General features: G+C 71.3%; 16 protein-coding genes. 9 read left to right on the forward strand and 7 right to left on the reverse strand.

Translation table 11 applies throughout. From position 1 onward, the window contains the following. Positions 1-59 precede the first annotated feature (59 nt). Together ACWEOW_RS17895 and ACWEOW_RS17900 are read right to left on the reverse strand one after the other, a co-directional pair. The gene (locus tag ACWEOW_RS17895) at positions 60-1346 is read right to left on the reverse strand and encodes an MFS transporter (RefSeq protein WP_452270582.1); all 1287 of its coding nucleotides are present in this window, start codon (positions 1344-1346) and stop codon (positions 60-62) included. Continuing rightward, positions 1343-1792 (reverse strand): MarR family winged helix-turn-helix transcriptional regulator, encoded by a 450-nt coding sequence (locus tag ACWEOW_RS17900; RefSeq protein WP_452270583.1) that lies wholly within the window; start codon positions 1790-1792, stop codon positions 1343-1345. The genes ACWEOW_RS17895 and ACWEOW_RS17900 overlap by 4 nt, the downstream gene beginning before the upstream one ends. Before the next feature lie 163 nt (positions 1793-1955). Between ACWEOW_RS17900 and ACWEOW_RS17905 the strand changes: the two genes are divergently transcribed. Continuing rightward, complete coding sequence (locus tag ACWEOW_RS17905) at positions 1956-2216, forward strand: DUF2530 domain-containing protein (protein ID WP_452270584.1); 261 nt, start codon at positions 1956-1958, stop codon at positions 2214-2216. A gap of 29 nt (positions 2217-2245) precedes the next feature. Here the strand turns inward: ACWEOW_RS17905 and ACWEOW_RS17910 are convergent, their stop codons facing one another. From ACWEOW_RS17910 to ACWEOW_RS17920, 3 genes are all read right to left on the reverse strand, one after another. After that, positions 2246-3088 carry a DUF3027 domain-containing protein gene (locus tag ACWEOW_RS17910; protein WP_452270585.1) on the reverse strand — a complete coding sequence of 281 codons (843 nt, stop codon included), beginning with the start codon at positions 3086-3088 and terminating at the stop codon, positions 2246-2248. A gap of 5 nt (positions 3089-3093) precedes the next feature. Beyond that, entirely contained in the window at positions 3094-3489 is a 396-nt protein-coding gene (locus ACWEOW_RS17915; protein ID WP_452270586.1) for a cold-shock protein, read from the reverse strand. Positions 3490-3644: 155 nt separating this feature from the next. Then, complete coding sequence (locus ACWEOW_RS17920; RefSeq protein ID WP_452270587.1) at positions 3645-4586, reverse strand: aldose 1-epimerase family protein; 942 nt, start codon at positions 4584-4586, stop codon at positions 3645-3647. A 52-nt stretch (positions 4587-4638) separates the two neighbouring features. Between ACWEOW_RS17920 and ACWEOW_RS17925 the strand changes: the two genes are divergently transcribed. After that, on the forward strand, positions 4639-7041 hold the full coding sequence (locus tag ACWEOW_RS17925; protein WP_452270588.1) for a helicase-associated domain-containing protein: 2403 nt from the start codon (positions 4639-4641) through the stop codon (positions 7039-7041). A gap of 38 nt (positions 7042-7079) precedes the next feature. Here the strand turns inward: ACWEOW_RS17925 and ACWEOW_RS17930 are convergent, their stop codons facing one another. Beyond that, positions 7080-8012, reverse strand: a complete 933-nt coding sequence (locus tag ACWEOW_RS17930) for a hydroxymethylglutaryl-CoA lyase (protein WP_452270589.1) — start codon at positions 8010-8012, stop codon at positions 7080-7082. 95 nt (positions 8013-8107) lie between these two features. On the opposite strand from ACWEOW_RS17930, the gene ACWEOW_RS17935 reads away from it, so the two are divergent. The 7 genes from ACWEOW_RS17935 (at position 8108) to ACWEOW_RS17965 (ending at position 16023) form a co-directional block, all read left to right on the forward strand. After that, positions 8108-9760: a DNA repair helicase XPB gene (locus ACWEOW_RS17935; RefSeq protein ID WP_452270590.1), complete on the forward strand. Its 1653-nt coding sequence runs from the start codon at positions 8108-8110 to the stop codon at positions 9758-9760. Positions 9761-9829: 69 nt separating this feature from the next. Continuing rightward, the gene (locus ACWEOW_RS17940; protein ID WP_452270591.1) at positions 9830-10006 is read left to right on the forward strand and encodes a hypothetical protein; all 177 of its coding nucleotides are present in this window, start codon (positions 9830-9832) and stop codon (positions 10004-10006) included. Positions 10007-10186: 180 nt separating this feature from the next. Continuing rightward, positions 10187-10909 carry a response regulator transcription factor gene (locus tag ACWEOW_RS17945; protein WP_452270592.1) on the forward strand — a complete coding sequence of 241 codons (723 nt, stop codon included), beginning with the start codon at positions 10187-10189 and terminating at the stop codon, positions 10907-10909. Positions 10910-10922: 13 nt separating this feature from the next. Beyond that, positions 10923-12413: a sensor histidine kinase gene (locus ACWEOW_RS17950; RefSeq protein ID WP_452270593.1), complete on the forward strand. Its 1491-nt coding sequence runs from the start codon at positions 10923-10925 to the stop codon at positions 12411-12413. 108 nt (positions 12414-12521) lie between these two features. Continuing rightward, the gene (locus ACWEOW_RS17955) at positions 12522-13823 is read left to right on the forward strand and encodes a S1C family serine protease (RefSeq protein WP_452270594.1); all 1302 of its coding nucleotides are present in this window, start codon (positions 12522-12524) and stop codon (positions 13821-13823) included. Between the two features lie 201 nt (positions 13824-14024). Next, positions 14025-15566, forward strand: coding sequence for an SDR family NAD(P)-dependent oxidoreductase (locus ACWEOW_RS17960; protein ID WP_452270595.1), 1542 nt, complete (start codon positions 14025-14027; stop codon positions 15564-15566). A gap of 52 nt (positions 15567-15618) precedes the next feature. Further along, positions 15619-16023 carry a VOC family protein gene (locus ACWEOW_RS17965; protein ID WP_452270596.1) on the forward strand — a complete coding sequence of 135 codons (405 nt, stop codon included), beginning with the start codon at positions 15619-15621 and terminating at the stop codon, positions 16021-16023. 48 nt (positions 16024-16071) lie between these two features. On the opposite strand, the gene ACWEOW_RS17970 is transcribed toward ACWEOW_RS17965, so the two are convergent. After that, positions 16072-16635: a GNAT family N-acetyltransferase gene (locus ACWEOW_RS17970; protein WP_452270597.1), complete on the reverse strand. Its 564-nt coding sequence runs from the start codon at positions 16633-16635 to the stop codon at positions 16072-16074. Between the last annotated feature and the right edge of the window lie 31 nt (positions 16636-16666).

The raw sequence follows: 16666 nt of genomic DNA on the forward strand, positions 1-16666 counted from the left end.
GGCGATCACGAGGAACAGGACCAGCGCACCGACGACGATGCGGTTGCGGAACTTGAAGCTCACTTGGCGACCTCGGGCGAGGTGGGCACCTCGGAGGCGAGCTGGATCCGCAGCCGCGGCCGGCGCTGGGTCTGGATGGTCACTGCGACATTCTCCCTGGACGCGAACCACAGGGCCACCGCGACCAGGCTGAGCCCGACCGCGACCGTGCCGATGCCGATCGTCCAGCGCGGCCCGAGCGTGTCGCCGATCCACCCGATCATCGGTGCGCCGATCGGCGTGCCGCCCATGAAGATCGCCATGTAGAGGGCCATGACCCGCCCGCGCATGATCGGGTCCACGCTCACCTGCACCATCGCGTTCGCCGTGGTCAGCGCAGTGAGCGCCGCGAGCCCGGTCGGCACGAGATAGAGGGCGAACAGGGCGTAGCTGGGCGCGGTCGCGAGCAGGGCGGTCGAGAGCGTGAAGCCGACGAGGGCGAGCAGCAGGATCCGCATGCGTGGCCGGGCTCGGCGGGCGGCGAGCAGGGCCGCGGTGAGCGACCCGACGGCCATGATCGAGCCGAGCAGGCCGTACTCGCCCGGACCCTTGTCGAAGACCTTGGTGGCCATCAGGGCCATGGTGACCTGGAAGTTCATCCCGAACGTGCCCAGCACGAAGACGAGCACCATGACGAGGATGATGTCGGGCCGGCCCTTGACGTAGCGCAGCCCTTCGCGCAGCTGGCCCTTGCCACGAGCCCGAGGCGCGGGGGTCAGCTCGGCGGCGTTCATCAGCAGCAGCGCAGCGAGGACGAACACGAACGTCCCGGCATTGACGAACAGGGCCGGGGCGATGCCGAACGCCGCGATGACGAGGCCGGCGACGGCCGGGCCGATGAGCCGGCCGAGGTTGAACGACGCACTGTTGAGCGCGACGGCGTTGGGCAGGTGCGGGGTGTCGACCATCTCGGAGACGAAGGTCTGCCGGGCCGGGTTGTCGACGGCGGTCGCGACGCCCTGGATGAGGGCGAGCGCGTAGACATGCCAGAGCTGGACGACGCCGGTGGCGGTCAGCACCGCGAGCAGCAAGGCCGTCGCGAGCAGGGCCGTCTGGGTGGCGAACAGCAGCTGCCGCTTCGGCAGCCGGTCGACGAGCACTCCGGCGAACGGCGCGAGCAGCAGGAACGGCAGGAACTGCAGGCCGGTGACGATGCCCAGCGCGGTCGCCGAGTGGGGTGTCAGGACGGTGAGGACCAGCCAGTCCTGGGCGACACGCCCCATCCACGTGCCGGTGTTGGAGACGATGGCTCCGGAGGCGTAGATGCGGTAGTTGCGAATGGCGAGCGAGTGGAACGTCGGGCTCATTCGCTGGCCACCTTCGCCAGCACGTCGGCGGCGCGCTGGAGCAGCTCTCGCTCTTCGTCGGTCAGGTGCTCGAAGCGCGACAGCATCCACTCGTCGCGATGCTTGCGGATGCGCTTGATGGCGCGGCGCCCCTCGGTCGAGAGCGACAGGATGACCTGCCGGCCGTCGGTCGGGTCGTCGGCACGGTCGACGTAGCCCCCCTCGACGAGGCTCGTGGTCGTGCGCTTCATGCTCGGCGCGGAGACGCGCTCGATGTCGGCGAGCTCACTGTTGGTGCGCGGCGCGGCCTCGAGGCGGCAGAGCACCGAGAACTGGTGGGGCGGGAGCTCGCCGTCGGACTCGAAGCGGACTCGACGGGAGATCCGCATACAGGCCAGACGGATGTCGTTGGCGAGGGAGACGAGCTCGGAGCGGGTGAGCGACGGGCTCGCAGTCTTGGTACGCATGGGTCGTCCTCAGAAGTGCTGTCGGTGATAGTTACCTTAACTCATTACTTCTGCTAACTATTCCGGTGTCTCACCCAACGACCCCCTGGTATGCCGTCAAGGCCCCACCCGGCGCGCGATGGGGCCTGCACGGCATACGGGATCGAGACCCTAGGCTGTCCACGTGACCGACGAGACGACCCCCGACGACGCTGCGCCGAAGGCTGCGGAGCCGATCGCGCCGCTACCGGTGCCGATGCGCCGGATCGTCGAGATCGGCATGCTCGTGTGGCTCGTGGCCCTTGTCGTCGTCCTGCTCGTGCCCTCGCTGCACGAGGGTGACCGGTCGTGGTGGCCGCAGGTGTGCATCGCCGGCCTCGTGCTCGGCGCGATCGGCTGGGTCTACCTCTGGCGAGGCCGCGGCAACGCCAAGGGCGCCGGCTGAGCCCCGACCGCTCAGCCTGACGGCTGGTGTCAGACGGACTCGGGGTCTGCCTCGGGCTCGCTCGCCGCGGGCTCGCTCACCTCGGGCTCCGTCACGTCGGCCGTGGCCTCCTCGGCCTCAGCCAGAACCGGCTCGAGATCGACGGCGAACTCGTCGACGATCGGGTCGCCGACCGACGACGGCTCCGGAGCCTCGAGATCGGTCTCGGAGTGGGCACCGCACCCGTGGTCCAGGCTGACCACGCGACCATCGGACGGGCTCCACTCGTTGGCGCACACGCCGAATACCGGTCGGAGCGCGCCTGCCATCGGCACGAAGTAGCCACACGTCGAGCACCGGGCCGTGGCCTTGACCGACACCTCGGAGGTCGGACCCCCGTCACCGGCATACCACCGGGTCGCAGCGTCCTCGCGCCCCTCGGCGGACAGCACCCGGGGCCTACCGAGCCCGAGCTCGAAGAAGGCCATCTGGTCGACGTCCTCGTCGCCGGTCGCCTCGAAACCCTGCTCGAGGAACGGGTCGACCGGCCGGTAGGGCAGCACGTCGCCGGCGCCGAGGTCGCCGGGAGCCAGGCGGTCGGCATAGGGGAGCCACTCGGGGGCGAGCAGCGCGTCCGGGCCCGGCAACAGGTTCGTCTCGCAGACGGTCGCGAGCTTGGCGCGCGGGACGCGGGCCACCGACACGCCCCAGCGCCAGCCGCGGTAGCCCGGCGACGTGCACTCGAACCAGTGCATGGCCAGGCGCTCCTCGAGCAGGTCCATGCCGAGGTGTGCGCCGACCGTGCCCGGCTCCGCGACCTCGTCGAGCGCGGTGCGGGCGAGGTCAGTGGCGGCCAGCAGCACGCTGTCCGACTTCGGCGCGGTGGTGGTCATCCGGATCAGCTCTCCAGCTCGTCGGCCAGACCTCGCAGCGCGCGCGCGACGGCAGTGCTCTGCTTGCGGTCCGCGCGGCGGCCCTTGCGAAGGTTGTTGCCGACGGCGTCGAGCAGCTGGACGACGTCCTCGATGATGACGACGAGCTCCTCGGGCGACTTGCGGTCACGCTCGCGACGGTTGGCGGCGACGGACTGGACCGGGTCGAGCACCTTGACCGACAGGGCCTGCGCACCGCGACGGCCTTCGACGATCCCGAACTCGACACGCGCGCCCTTCTTCAGGGTCGTCACGCCCGCGGGGAGGGCGTTCGCGTGCAGGAAGACGTCGGCGCCGTCGTCCTCGGAGATGAATCCGAAGCCCTTGTCCGCGTCGTAGAACCTGACCTTGCCAGTCGGCACTGTCCACCTCGTTGTCGATCGTCGGTCGTCCGGGTGACGGCGCGACTCGATGGCGCTCCTTGCGCTCGGCTCAAGCCTAACGGCTCAGCGCAAGCCGGATTCCCGGTCCCGTGCGGCACGGCACCAAGGACGTAGCGGCGACGCGACAGGCGACCTCACGCGGTCGTGATCCCCCACGTGCCGGTCCACTCCTGCCCGGGCTCGAGCACCACCAGCGAGGTCCCCGAGTTGAAGGCGTCGGCGGGGCACGTCATCGGCTCGACGGCGACGCCCACCTGGCCGAGGCGGCGCTCGGCGATGCCGGTGAACACCTGCAGCCAGCCGAAGGCGGCGTCGGCCCACAGGGTCGCCGAGCGGTCCCCCGCGGCCACCGTGCAGCGCCACATCCCGTCGTCGTCGCGGAGCACGTCGGTGTATGCCGTGTCGAGGCGGCCGTCGCCCACGGCGCGCCGGGTGCGGAAGTCGTAGTCGGTGCCGCCGACCGGCCGGATCGCTCGCGGGAGCGTCCGCTCGTCGACCTCGACGAACGCGTCCGCCGGCACGCGGATGCTCACGTCGGCCAACGGGGCGTCGCCGGTGGCGAGGTAGGGGTGCGCGCCGTACCCGAAGGGCGCGCTCTCGGAGCCGACGTTGCGGGCAGCCGCGGTGACGACGAGCCCGGAGTCGTCGAGGACGTACGTCGTGCGAAGGTCGAGGTGGTGGTCCCAGCCCGGCTGTGGGTGGAGCCGGTAGCCGACGGTGACGGCCTCGTCCTCGATCTCGACCGGCTCCCACAGTGCCCAGCGGACGAGGCCGTGGATGGCGTTGCCGGCAGCGGGCTCGGTGAGCGCCAGCTGGTGGTCCCGGCCCTCGAAGGTGTACTTCCCGTCGCGGATGCGGTTGGGCCACGGCATCAGCTGCTGCCCCCGGCCGGAGACGATCCGCTCGTCGGCGGCATACCCCGCGACGACGTCGACACCGTCGCGCGTCAGGCTCCTCAGCCCGCCGCCGACCTCGACCACGGTCGCCTCGTAGGGGCCGAAGCCGATCGTCCACTGCTGGCCGGTCGGGTATGCGGCGTGTGCGTCTGCCGGTGAGGCGGGCGAGAGCGCGCTCATGGGAACCACGCTAGCGCCAGGACGGGTTCGGCTCGGGCACTAGGTTGGGTAGATGGCCACTTCGAGCCGGAGCCTCGCCGACGACATCCGCGGCCGCAGCGACGCCGAGCTCGTCGACCTCGTCCTCGCGCGACCCGATCTCGCGCGACCCTCGCCGGCCGACCTGACGAGCCTTGCGGCGCGCGCAGGCACTCGCGCCAGCGTGCAGCGCGCAGTGGAGGCGCTCGACCGTGGCCACCTGCAGGTGCTCGAGGCGCTCGTTGTCGCAGGCGATGCGGCTACGCGTGATGCCCTGCTCAGCCTGCTCGGCGCCGACCCCGCAGCCGAGCAGGCCCGCACGGTCGATCTCCTCGTCGACGACCTGTGGCGTTGGGCGCTGCTGTGGCGCAGTGCCGACGGCTCACATGTCGTGCGCACGGTGCCCGAGGTGCTGGGCTCGAGCGTGGCCGGCCTCGGGGCACCGATGCGGGAGCTGCGCTCGTCGCTCGTGCCGCAGCACGCCGACCGCGAAGAAGTGCTGGCCACGATCGAGGCCGCGCCACAGGACTCGCGCGCGATGCTGGAGCGCATGGCGTGGGGGCCACCGTTCGGGGTGCTCCCGACCGCACCCGCGGGGCGCGCGAGCGCGCGATGGCTGCTCGAGCACCACCTGCTCGTTCCGGTCTCCTCCGACCGGGTCGCCCTGCCGCGGGAGATCGGGCTGGCGCTGCGCGGCGGCCGCCTGCACCGCTCGACCCAGCTCACGCCGCCGGCCGTCGAGTCGCGAGCGGTGTCGCTCGTCGACGCTGCCGCGGGCGGTGCCGCCAGCGAGTTCCTCACGCAGGTCGACGAGCTCGCTGCCGCCTGGGGGGCCGACCCGCCACGCGTCCTGCGTGCGGGCGGGCTGTCCGTCCGCGACTTCCGCTCGACGCAGACCGCCCTCGACGTCGACCCGGAGCGCGCCGCGTTCGTCGTCGAGATCGCTTATGCCGCAGGGCTCGTCGCCGACGACGGCGAGGTCGTGCCCGTGTGGGCGCCCACGTCCGAGATCGACGAATGGTCGAGCAGCGAGGCCGGGCACCGATGGGCCTCGCTGGCCGTGGCCTGGCTGGGTTCGACCCGGGCCCCCCACCTCGTCGGGCACCGGACCACCGGGACCGGGCCGGCGAACGCGCTCGGGCCCGACGTCCAGTGGCCGGCCATCCGCGCGGTGCGGCGCGAGGTTCTGGCCGAGCTGTCCGCGCTCGAGACAGGCCATGCTCCGACTGTCGACTCGCTGCGCGAGCGGCTCGCCTGGCGGCGCCCGAACCGCCCCGCCGCCGTGCTCGACGAGGCCGTCGACGCCGTCCTCAGGGAATCGGAGTGGCTCGGCGTGACCGGTCGCGGCGCCCTGTCGAGCCCTGGACGTGCCCTCATCGGATCCAGGACGCCTTCCGCCCCGACGCCCCCCACCCCCTCGAGTGGCCGCCCAGCCACAGCTGCCCCGCCGCTCGACCAGAGGGCGGCGACCCCGTCGAGTGGCCTCGTAGAAACACCGGCGCCGGGAATGCCGCAGGTCGAGGTCGTCGCCGCGGCGATGTCCGAGCATCTCCCGGCGCCCGTCGACCACATACTCGTCCAGGCCGACCTCACCGCCGTCGCGCCCGGCCCGCTCGTCGGCAGCCTCGGGTCGTTCATGCGGCTCGCGGCCGAGGTCGAGTCCCGGGGAGGGGCCACCGTCTACCGGTTCACTCCCGAGTCGGTGCGGCGCGCCCTCGACGCCGGCTGGACGGCGGCCGAGTTCACCGACACGGTGCGCAGGTCCAGCCGGACCCCGGTCCCCCAGCCGCTCGAGTACCTCGTGTCGGACGTCGCTCGCAAGCACGGGCAGACCCGCATCGGCGGCGCAGCGGCATACATCCGCTCCGACGACGAGTCGGTGCTCGACACGATGCTCGCGTCGCGCGACCTCGCCGCCCTGCGCCTGCGGCGGATCGCCCCGACGGTGCTCGTGTCCTCGGCCGACCCGCGGGTCATCGTGGAGGTGCTGCGCGACGCGGGGTTCGCTCCCGTGCACGAGGGCCAGGACGGTGCGGTCGTCCACGCCGAGACGCCGCGGCGCCGGGCAGGAACACGGCGGCGCGGACCGGGCCCCACGGTCACCCCCGTCGACCGCGCCTTCACGCAGTCGCTCGTCACGGGTCTTCGTGCCGCCGAGGCGACGGCGGCCGAGCGGCGTGCGGAGGAGGAGTCACGTCCCGGGCCTCGGATCCAGGCGATGGACCCGGTCGTCACGCTGTCGCTGCTGCGCGAGGCCGTGGCCGACCGGCATGGCGTGTGGATCGGCTACTCCGACGCGCACGGCGCCACAACCCGGCACCTGATCCACCCGAGACAGGTCGACGGGGGCCGGGTGCGCGCCCTCGACGAGTCCGGGCACGAGCGGTCCTACTCCGTGCACCGGATCACCGGCGCCACGCTGGACAGCGGCTCCTGACAGACCCACCCCGCACCCACCCGCAACACCGCTGCGGATCAGGATCCGGCGAGCGCCTTGACGACGTTGCTGGGCGAGGGACGGCCGAGCTGCTCGGCCATCCACCTGCTCGTCGCGACGAGCGACTCGAGGTCGACGCCGGTCCGGACGCCCGCGCCGTGCAGCGCCCAGACCAGGTCCTCCGTGGCGAGGTTGCCGGTCGCCGACTTGGCATACGGGCAGCCACCGAGGCCGCCTGCCGACGAGTCGACGACGGCGACGCCGTCGGCGAGGGCCGCCATCGTGTTGGCCAGGGCCTGGCCGTACGTGTCGTGGAAGTGCACCGCGATGCGCTCGGTGCCGATGCCGCGCCGTCCGAGCGCGTCGAGCAGCCGGTGCACGTGACCCGTGGTGCCGACGCCGATGGTGTCGCCGAGGCTCAGCTGGGCGCAGCCGAGGTCCATCAGGCGCTCGGCGACGTCGACGACCTGCTCGACCGGCACCGGTCCCTCCCACGGGTCGCCGAAGCACATCGAGACGTAGGCGCGCACCCACATGCCGTCGGCGAGCGCCCGCTTCACGACCGGCTCGAACATCGCGTACTGCTCGTCGACGGACCGGTTGAGGTTCTTCTGGGCGAAGGTCTCGGTCGCGGACCCGAAGATGGCGATAGCGCGCAGGCCCAGGGCTTCGGCCCGGTCCAGACCCCGCTCGTTGGGCACCAGGGCGGGACGTGTGGGCCCGACGCCGTCGGGGCCGAGGGCGGCCAGGACCTCCTCGGCGTCACCCATCTGGGGCACCCACGAGGCCGGGACGAACGACGTCGTCTCGAGCGTGCCGAGCCCAGCCTCCTCGAGGCGCCGGATGAACTCGACCTTTGTCGCGGCCGGTACGACGGTCTTCTCGTTCTGCAAGCCGTCGCGCGGACCCACCTCGTAGATCGTCACGCTCTCAGGCAGGCCCGCTGCCACCTCGACCTGTGGGGATCGCATTCGCCCATACTGACAGGCGTGAGCCGACGACCCGTAGGACGTGCGACACAGGGCAGCGGGAATCCGCCGGGCCCGACGACGGTTGGTCGTGAACGATGAACGACGGACCCCTCATTGTCCAGAGCGACAAGACGCTGCTCCTCGAGGTCGACCATGCCCAGGCCGAGCAGGCGCGACGTGCGATCGCCCCGTTCGCCGAGCTCGAGCGCGCGCCCGAGCACGTCCACACCTACCGGATCACGCCGCTCGGCCTCTGGAACGCACGCGCGGCCGGGCACGACGCCGAGCAGGTGGTCGACGCGCTGATGACGTACAGCAGGTATGCCGTCCCGCACTCGTTGCTCGTCGACGTGGCCGACACGATGGATCGCTACGGCCGGCTGACTCTCGAGAAGGAGGGTTTCGCCGACTCGCCGGAGGGCACGCGTCTCGTGCTGCGGACGACTGACCGCCCGGTGCTCGAGGAGGTGCTGCGGCACAAGAAGATCAAGCCGCTCACCGGTGCCCGCATCGACGAGCTCGCCGTCGTGGTCCACCCGAGCGAGCGCGGCACCCTCAAGCAGGAGCTGCTCAAGGTCGGCTGGCCCGCCGAGGACCTCGCCGGCTACGTCGACGGCGAGGCTCATCCGATCGCGCTCGACGAGAGCGGCTGGAGCCTGCGGCCCTACCAGCAGCAGGCCGTCGACGGCTTCTGGCACGGCGGGTCCGGTGTGGTCGTGCTGCCCTGCGGCGCCGGCAAGACGCTCGTCGGCGCCGGCGCCATGGCCGAGGCGAAGTCGACGACGCTGATCCTCGTCACCAACACCGTCAGCGCCCGGCAGTGGAAGGACGAGCTGTTGCGCCGCACGACGCTCACCGAGGAGGAGATCGGCGAGTACTCCGGCGCCCGTAAGGAGATCCGACCGGTCACCATCGCGACCTACCAGGTGCTGACGACGAAGCGCAAGGGCGCCTACGCCCACCTCGACCTGCTCGACGCCCGCGACTGGGGCCTCATCGTCTACGACGAGGTCCACCTGCTGCCCGCGCCGATCTTCCGGATGACCGCAGACCTGCAGGCCCGGCGCCGCCTCGGGCTCACCGCCACTCTCGTGCGCGAGGACGGGCGGGAGGCCGACGTCTTCAGCCTCATCGGCCCCAAGCGGTTCGACGCACCCTGGAAGGACATCGAGTCGCAGGGGTACATCGCGCCCGCCGACTGCGTCGAGGTCCGGGTCAGCCTTCCGGACGGTCAGCGGATGACCTACGCGACCGCCGAGCCGGACGACCGGTACCGGCTCGCGTCGTGCTCGGACGCGAAGCTGCCCGTCGTCGAGAAGCTGGCCACCCGGCATTCGGGTGAGCCGACGCTGGTCATCGGTCAGTACCTCGACCAGCTCCACGAGGTCGCCGAGCTGCTCGGCGCCGACGTCATCACCGGCGAGACGACGGTCCGCGAGCGGCAGCGGCTCTACGACGCGTTCCGGACCGGCGAGATCGACCGGCTGGTCGTGAGCAAGGTGGCGAACTTCTCGATCGACCTGCCCGAGGCGAGCGTCGCGATCCAGATCAGCGGCACCTTCGGCTCCCGTCAGGAGGAGGCTCAGCGGCTCGGCCGGGTGCTGCGGCCCAAGGGCGACGGACGAACCGCGCACTTCTACACGGTCGTGTCGCGCGACACCGTCGACGCCGACTTCGCGGCGCATCGTCAGCGGTTCCTGGCCGAGCAGGGGTACGCCTACCGGATCGTCGACGCCGACGACCTGTGACCGAGGTCACCTGTCTCATCCTGCGACTCAATTAGGCAAGGCAACCCTTACCTACTTACCCTTCCTGGCGTGAGCAAGCTCAAGGCCAAGGACGTGGCGAAGATCAAGCCGAAGTCCACGTGCTGCAAGAAGGACACCCGGTGCCTCAAGTGCCCCGTGGTGGTCCACCGGCTGTGCAAGCAGGACTGCGCCTCGATGTGCAAGCAGGACTTCAAGAAGGCCCTGAAGAAGGCCCGCCGCCGCTGAGCTCGCTGCGACGCCGCTGAGCTCACTGCGGCGCCGCCGTCTCGCCCCCGCCCCCGGACGCCGTCGGGACGGGGGCTTCGTCATACCCCGGACGGGCTGGGCGGCGCCTGAAGAAGCGCTCAGAGGAGACTGTGACGCGGTTTCCAGCAAACTCCCAGCGAACGCGCCGACACTGTTGATGTGGACACCCAGACAGCAACGCTGCCCGAGGCTCGACTGCTCGTGGTCGAGGACGAGCCGAACATCCGTGAGCTGCTCGCGACCTCCCTGCGCTTCGCCGGGTTCGAGGTCGAGACGGCCGGCGACGGCACGACCGCCCTGGCGCTGGCCGAGGAGTCCGAGCCCGATCTCGTCGTGCTCGACGTCATGCTTCCGGACGTCGACGGCTTCGAGGTGACCCGTCGCCTGCGCGACCGCGGGCGGCAGCAGCCGATCGTGTTCGTCACCGCCCGCGATGCCACGGGCGACAAGATCCAGGGCCTCACCGTCGGCGGCGACGACTACGTCACCAAGCCGTTCAGCCTCGAGGAGGTCATCGCCCGCATCCGGGCCGTCCTGCGCCGCACGCGCGGCACCGCCGACGAGGGTGCGACCCTGCGCTTCCACGACCTCGAGCTCAACGAGGACTCCCACGAGGTGCGCCGCGGCGGCCGGGTCATCGACCTGTCGCCCACGGAGTTCAAGCTGCTGCGCTACCTGCTGCTCAACCCGAACCGTGTGCTGTCCAAGCTGCAGATCCTCGACCACGTGTGGGACTACGACTTCCGCGGCGAGTCGGGCATCGTCGAGTCCTACATCTCCTACCTGCGCCGCAAGATCGACGCCGATGGCCCCTCTCTGATCCACACCAAGCGCGGAGTGGGTTACGTTCTTCGAGTGCCTCCTGAGCTCACGACGACCTAGAACGGACCACCGCGTGACCGACTCGACGGGGATCGGCAGGACACCCCGCCGGCTCCGAACGCTTCCGCGCCGCATGCGGGCACTACCGCTGCGCTGGCGCCTGCTCGGCGTCGCGCTCGGGCTCATCCTCGTCGCGCTCGTCACGACCGCCCTCGTCGTGAGCGCGCTGCTGCGCAGCTACCTGCACAACCAGCTGGAGCAGGAGCTCGGGGTCTACGCCAGCAGCCTGTCGGCCATCGACCCCGGTGACCTCGGCGACGGCGGCTCCAACGTGCCCACCGGCTTCATCGGGCGGATCGTCAACATCAAGACCGGCTCCGTCACCGCGCTCGGTCGCTCCGTGCTGGAGCGCGACAGCGCCAAGATCCCGAAGCTGCCGGTCACGGACTCCCACATCAGGGACCGGAAGCCCTTCGAGGTGCCGTCCGTGGGTGGCGAGGGCCAGTGGTTGGCCCTGTCGGAGCTCAACGGGAAGAAGACCGACATCATCTCCGTGGCCCTGCCGCTTCGGCCACTCGACGCCACGGTCAGCCGGTTCCTGCTCTATGCCACCGCCATCGGCGCCGTGGCGCTGCTCGCGAGCGCCGTGCTCGGGTGGTACCTCGTGCGCCGCACCTTCCGGCCGTTGACCACGATCGAGGACACCGCCGCGCAGATCGCCGCGGGCGACCTGACCCGGCGTGTCGAGGTGCCCGCGACCAACGACGAGGTCGCCTCCCTGTCCCGTTCGCTCAACGCGATGCTGTCCCGGATCGAGCAGAGCTTCGCTGTCCGGGAGGCGAACGAGGCCAAGATGCGGCGGTTCATCGCCGACGCCTCGCACGAGCTCCGCACGCCGCTCGCAGCGGTGTCCGGCTACGCCGAGCTGTACCGCCAGGGCGCGCTGCCGACGGCCGACTCCGTGACCGGGGCGATGGGCCGGATCGAGTCCGAGAGCCACCGGATGAGCGGCCTCGTCGAGGACCTGCTCACCCTCGCCCGCCTCGATGGCGAGCGCCCTCTAGAGCTGCAGACCGTCGACCTCGCGGTGCTGGCCGCAGACGCCGCGCAGGACGCCCGGACGATCTCGCCGGCCCGGCACGTGACGGCGACCGGCATCCACGGCCCCATCGAGCCGACCGAGCTGCAGGCCGACGAGCGCCAGCTGCGGCAGGTCGTCACCAACCTCGTCACCAACGCGCGGGTGCACACCCCGGCAGGGAGCCCGGTCGAGATCCTCGTCGGGCGGGTCGACGTCGGACACGTGGCGCTGCACGTCCGCGACCACGGGCACGGAATCCCCGAGAAGGACCGCGACACCGTGTTCGAGCGCTTCTACCGAGCGGACTGGTCACGCAGCCGCGGCAAGGGCGGCGGCAACGGCCTGGGCCTGGCGATCGTGCACGCGATCGTCGAGGCCCACGGCGGCCGGGTGCGCGTGCAGGACACCCCCGGTGGGGGTGCCACCTTCGTCGTCGAGCTGCCGATGCAGCCGTCGACTGCCAACGGCGCCAAGCCGATCTGAGACTCTGAGTCTTCTCTCGGATCGCACAGCCGATTCTTAGGAAGGCCACAACGCCGTCCAAAAGTCGGCCGATGTCATGGCTACCAAGAGACCGAACGAGGAGGAGCCATGACCCTGGCACCGGACCACACCCAGCAGATCCCGCAGGGCAACTACTACAGCCAGTCGGCTCCGCCGACCCCGCCGGCGCCCCCGGTGCCGCCGACCTTCCAGGGCGGCCCCAAGCCTCCCCGCAAGGACCGTCGGATCGGCCAGACCGCGGTCACCGCGCTGCTCGCAGCCGCGCTCGCCAGCGGTGGCACGTATGCCGCCATCCAGCTGAGCGAGCAGAACACCTCCGTCAACACCACCCCCACTGCGACGTCGACGAACAACCAGCAGACGTCGCCGACCGTGAACCAGGGCAGCGCCACGAGCCCTGACTGGACCGCGGTCGCCAAGGCCGTCGGCCCGAGCGTCGTGTCGATCAACGTCACCATGCAGCAGGGCGAGGCCGCCGGCTCAGGTGTCATCTACGACAAGCAGGGCCACATCCTGACGAACAACCACGTCGTCGAGGGCGCGAGCGGCAACGGCGCGATCACCGTCACCCTCGCCGACGGGCGCACCTACAACGCGACCGTCGTGGGCACCGACCCGTCGACCGACCTCGCCGTGATCAAGCTCTCGTCGGTCCCGAGCGACATCACGCCGATCTCCCTCGGCAACTCCGACGGACTCGTCGTCGGCGACCCGGTCATGGCCGTGGGCAACCCGCTCGGCCTGTCCGGCACCGTCACCACGGGCATCGTCAGCGCGCTCGACCGCCCCGTGTCGACGGCCCCGGAGGAGCAGCAGCAACAGCAGGACCCGTTCGGCCAGCAGCAGGGCAGCAACGGCTCGGCCGCTGACACTGTCGTCACCAACGCGATCCAGACCTCGGCCGCGATCAACCCCGGCAACTCCGGTGGCGCGCTCGTCAACGCCAAGGGTGAGCTCATCGGCATCAACAGCTCGATCGCCTCGCTCGGCTCGGGCAGCGGCGGCCAGAGCGGCAACATCGGCATCGGCTTCGCGATCCCGGTCAAGGAGGCCAAGTCGATCGCCGACCAGCTGATCAAGAGCGGCAAGGCCGAGCACGCCTTCCTCGGCGTCTCGACCCGCGACACGGTCGCCCAGGACGGCTCCGCCAAGCGCGCCGGCGCCCAGATCGCCGCCGTGACCTCCGGCACGCCGGCCGCCAACGCCGGTCTGAAGGAGGGCGACGTCGTCATCGCCGTCGACGGCAACCCGGTCGACTCCTCGACCGCGCTCGTCGCCCAGGTCCGCGAGCGCACCGCCGGCGACAAGGTGACCCTGACGGTCCTGCGCGACGGCAAGCGCCAGGAGGTCCAGGTCACTCTCGCGGTCAAGCCCACCACGTCCAACTGACCCGCCGCCTCCTGCCGGAGGCAGCCCGACCCGTATGCCGCGGGGTCACCTCCCGGCCGGCCACACCCTCCCCGGTGGCCGGAGCGCGAGGGACCCGGCGGCATACGTCTGTCTGGACCGTCGGTGCATCGGGCGGCGTATCACCTCCACCCGACGCCGGCGGAATGTGGCGAGCAGGGCGTCGACCCGTACGCTGCTCCGGTGACCCAGCAGCTCCTTCGCGCGACCGACCGCGACGTGCCGACCCTGGACCGGCTCGACCCACGCGACGTCGAGACCGCGCTGCGGGTGCTCGAAGTCGTGCCCGACCTGCCGGATGACGACCCCGACTACGAGACGCTCAAGCGGGCCGCCTCGCTGATGTACAAGCGGCTCAAGAAGAACCGGCGCACCGCGAAGACGTGGGCAGAGCGCAAGGCCGACCGGACGGTCCTGGAGTCGACGGCGACCGGGTCACCGATGCGGATCGACGACGAGACCCGCGGGATTCCCTTGGCGTCCAACGCAACCGGCGCGCACGCTGGGGTGCTCATCAACGCCCGGGGCTGCTACGTGTGCAAGGCGGACTACACCCTGGTCGACGCCTTCTACCACTGGCTGTGCCCGGACTGCGCTGCGCTGTCGCATGCCAAGCGCGACCAGCGGACCGATCTGCGCGGCAGGCGGGCCCTGCTCACCGGCGGGCGCGCGAAGATCGGGATGTACATCGCGTTGCGGCTGCTGCGCGACGGGGCGCACACGACCGTCACGACGCGGTTCCCCAAGGACGCGATGCGGCGGTTCGCGTCGATGGAGGACAGCGCCGAGTGGATCGACCGGCTCAAGATCGTCGGCATCGACCTTCGCGACCCGACTCAGGTGGTGGCCCTCGCGGACGAGGTCGCGGCCGCCGGCCCGCTCGACATACTCGTCAACAACGCCGCGCAGACCGTGCGGCGCTCCCCCGGCGCGTACGGTCACCTCGTGGCGGCCGAGTCGGCGCCGCTGCCCGACGGCATGCGCCTTCCAGAGATGGTCACCTTCGACCGCGTCAGCGAGGCACACCCGGCCGCGATCGCCGGAGCGCTCGAGCACCATGCGGTCGCCCACCACGACGGGGAGTCGGCGCAGGACGCGGCCGCACACTCGGCGGCCTCGATGGCGGCTCTCGCTCTCACCGGCCAGGCCCTGGTCGCGGGGAACGCGAGCCTGGCAGCACACCTCGACGGGTCTGCAGTCGACGCCGGCGGGCTGCTGCCCGACCTCCAGCGCACCAACTCGTGGACCCAGAAGGTCGAGGAGGTCGACCCGCTCGAGCTGCTCGAGGTCCAGCTCTGCAACTCGACGGCGCCGTTCATCCTCATCTCCCGCCTGCGCCCGGCGATGCGCGCCGCCGTCGCGGCCGGAGCGCGGCGCGCCTATGTCGTCAACGTGTCCGCGATGGAGGGCCAGTTCTCCCGCCGCTACAAGGGTCCCGGCCACCCGCACACGAACATGGCCAAGGCGGCGCTCAACATGCTGACCCGAACGAGCGCCGGGGAGATGTTCGATACGGACCGCATCCTCATGACGGCGGTCGACACCGGCTGGATCACCGACGAGCGGCCACACCAGGACAAGCTGCGGATCGCGGCCGAAGGCTGGCACGCACCCCTGGACCTCGTCGACGGCGCAGCCCGCGTCTACGACCCGATCGTGCGCGGCGAGGCGGGCGAGGATCTCTACGGCTGCTTCGTCAAGGACTACGAGCCCAGCCCCTGGTGACGCGCGGCCGAGGCTATCCACAGAGTGCCCGGCACCGGCTAACGTCCAGAGCATGATCACCGCGGTGCACAACCTCATCTACTCCGACGACGCCGCTGCGACCCGCGCCTTCTTCCGCGACGTGCTGCAGTGGCGCTTCGTGAGCGACACCGGGTCCACCGACGAGGGCGCTTCTGGCTCGGACGCGTGGCTCATCTTCCAGACCGGGCCGAGCGAGGTCGGCGTCCACCCGACGCGAGGCCCCGAGGGCTCGGGCTGGAGCTCCCCCCGGCACCACGCGATGTCGCTCGTCTGCGACGATCTCAGCTCGACGATGGCCGAGCTGGCCTCGCGCGGCGCGACATTCACCGACGAACCGGTGGATCGCGGCTTCGGCCTCTGCGTGATGATGGCCGTGCCCAGCGCCGACGACATCATGCTCTACGAGCCGCGGCACACCACGGCATACGACCTCTGACGTCGCGGGCTCGGCCTCCGGCCGCGATGGCCCCGGCGCAGCCCCCGGTCAGCGCAGGCGCTTGGCGTACCAGACCTCGGCATACGGGTCGGCATTGAAGGCGGGAACCTCGCTGTAGCCGTGGCGCAGGTAGAGCGCCCGCGCCTCGGTGAGGTCCAGGCGCGTGTCCAGGCGGATCGAGGTCGCGCCGAGCTCTCGCCCGGCCTGCTCCGCGGCCGCGAGCAGTGCCGGCGCCACACCCGTGCCTCGCGCCTCCGGACGGACGAACATCCGTTTGAGCTCCACGGCCGATCCGCGCGGGGCGAGGCGCGCGGCGAGGCGCACGCCGGCGCACCCGAGCAGCCGACCCGTCGGCCGACGGCCAGCGGGCCCAGCGCCGATCGACCGAGCCACGACGAAGGCGCCCGTCGGCGGCGCGAGGTCGTCGCTGGGCATCTCGGCGAGGCTCTGCTCGATCTCCTCGAGCGTCGAGCGGCGTCCCTCGTGCAGCAGGAACCACCGGTCGCTCACGTCGACGAGGTACTCCCGCAGCAGGGCTTGCGACTCACCCGAGCCCACATCGGAACGCTCGACCCGCCACGCCACGGTCAACCTCCCGAGGCTCGTGGTCATCGCGCGGACGGTGGCCTGAGCGCCACGCGAG

The organism is Monashia sp. NPDC004114 (assembly GCF_053603855.1).

Coding starts and splice junctions, on each gene's coding strand:
- ACWEOW_RS17895 (WP_452270582.1), bottom strand. CDS start 1,346: ATGAGCCCGACGTTCCACTCGCTCGCCATTCGCAACTACCGCATCTAC.
- ACWEOW_RS17900 (WP_452270583.1), bottom strand. CDS start 1,792: ATGCGTACCAAGACTGCGAGCCCGTCGCTCACCCGCTCCGAGCTCGTC.
- ACWEOW_RS17910 (WP_452270585.1), bottom strand. CDS start 3,088: ATGACCACCACCGCGCCGAAGTCGGACAGCGTGCTGCTGGCCGCCACT.
- ACWEOW_RS17920 (WP_452270587.1), bottom strand. CDS start 4,586: ATGAGCGCGCTCTCGCCCGCCTCACCGGCAGACGCACACGCCGCATAC.
- ACWEOW_RS17925 (WP_452270588.1), top strand. CDS start 4,639: ATGGCCACTTCGAGCCGGAGCCTCGCCGACGACATCCGCGGCCGCAGC.
- ACWEOW_RS17930 (WP_452270589.1), bottom strand. CDS start 8,012: ATGCGATCCCCACAGGTCGAGGTGGCAGCGGGCCTGCCTGAGAGCGTG.
- ACWEOW_RS17935 (WP_452270590.1), top strand. CDS start 8,108: ATGAACGACGGACCCCTCATTGTCCAGAGCGACAAGACGCTGCTCCTC.
- ACWEOW_RS17955 (WP_452270594.1), top strand. CDS start 12,522: ATGACCCTGGCACCGGACCACACCCAGCAGATCCCGCAGGGCAACTAC.
- ACWEOW_RS17965 (WP_452270596.1), top strand. CDS start 15,619: ATGATCACCGCGGTGCACAACCTCATCTACTCCGACGACGCCGCTGCG.
- ACWEOW_RS17970 (WP_452270597.1), bottom strand. CDS start 16,635: ATGACCACGAGCCTCGGGAGGTTGACCGTGGCGTGGCGGGTCGAGCGT.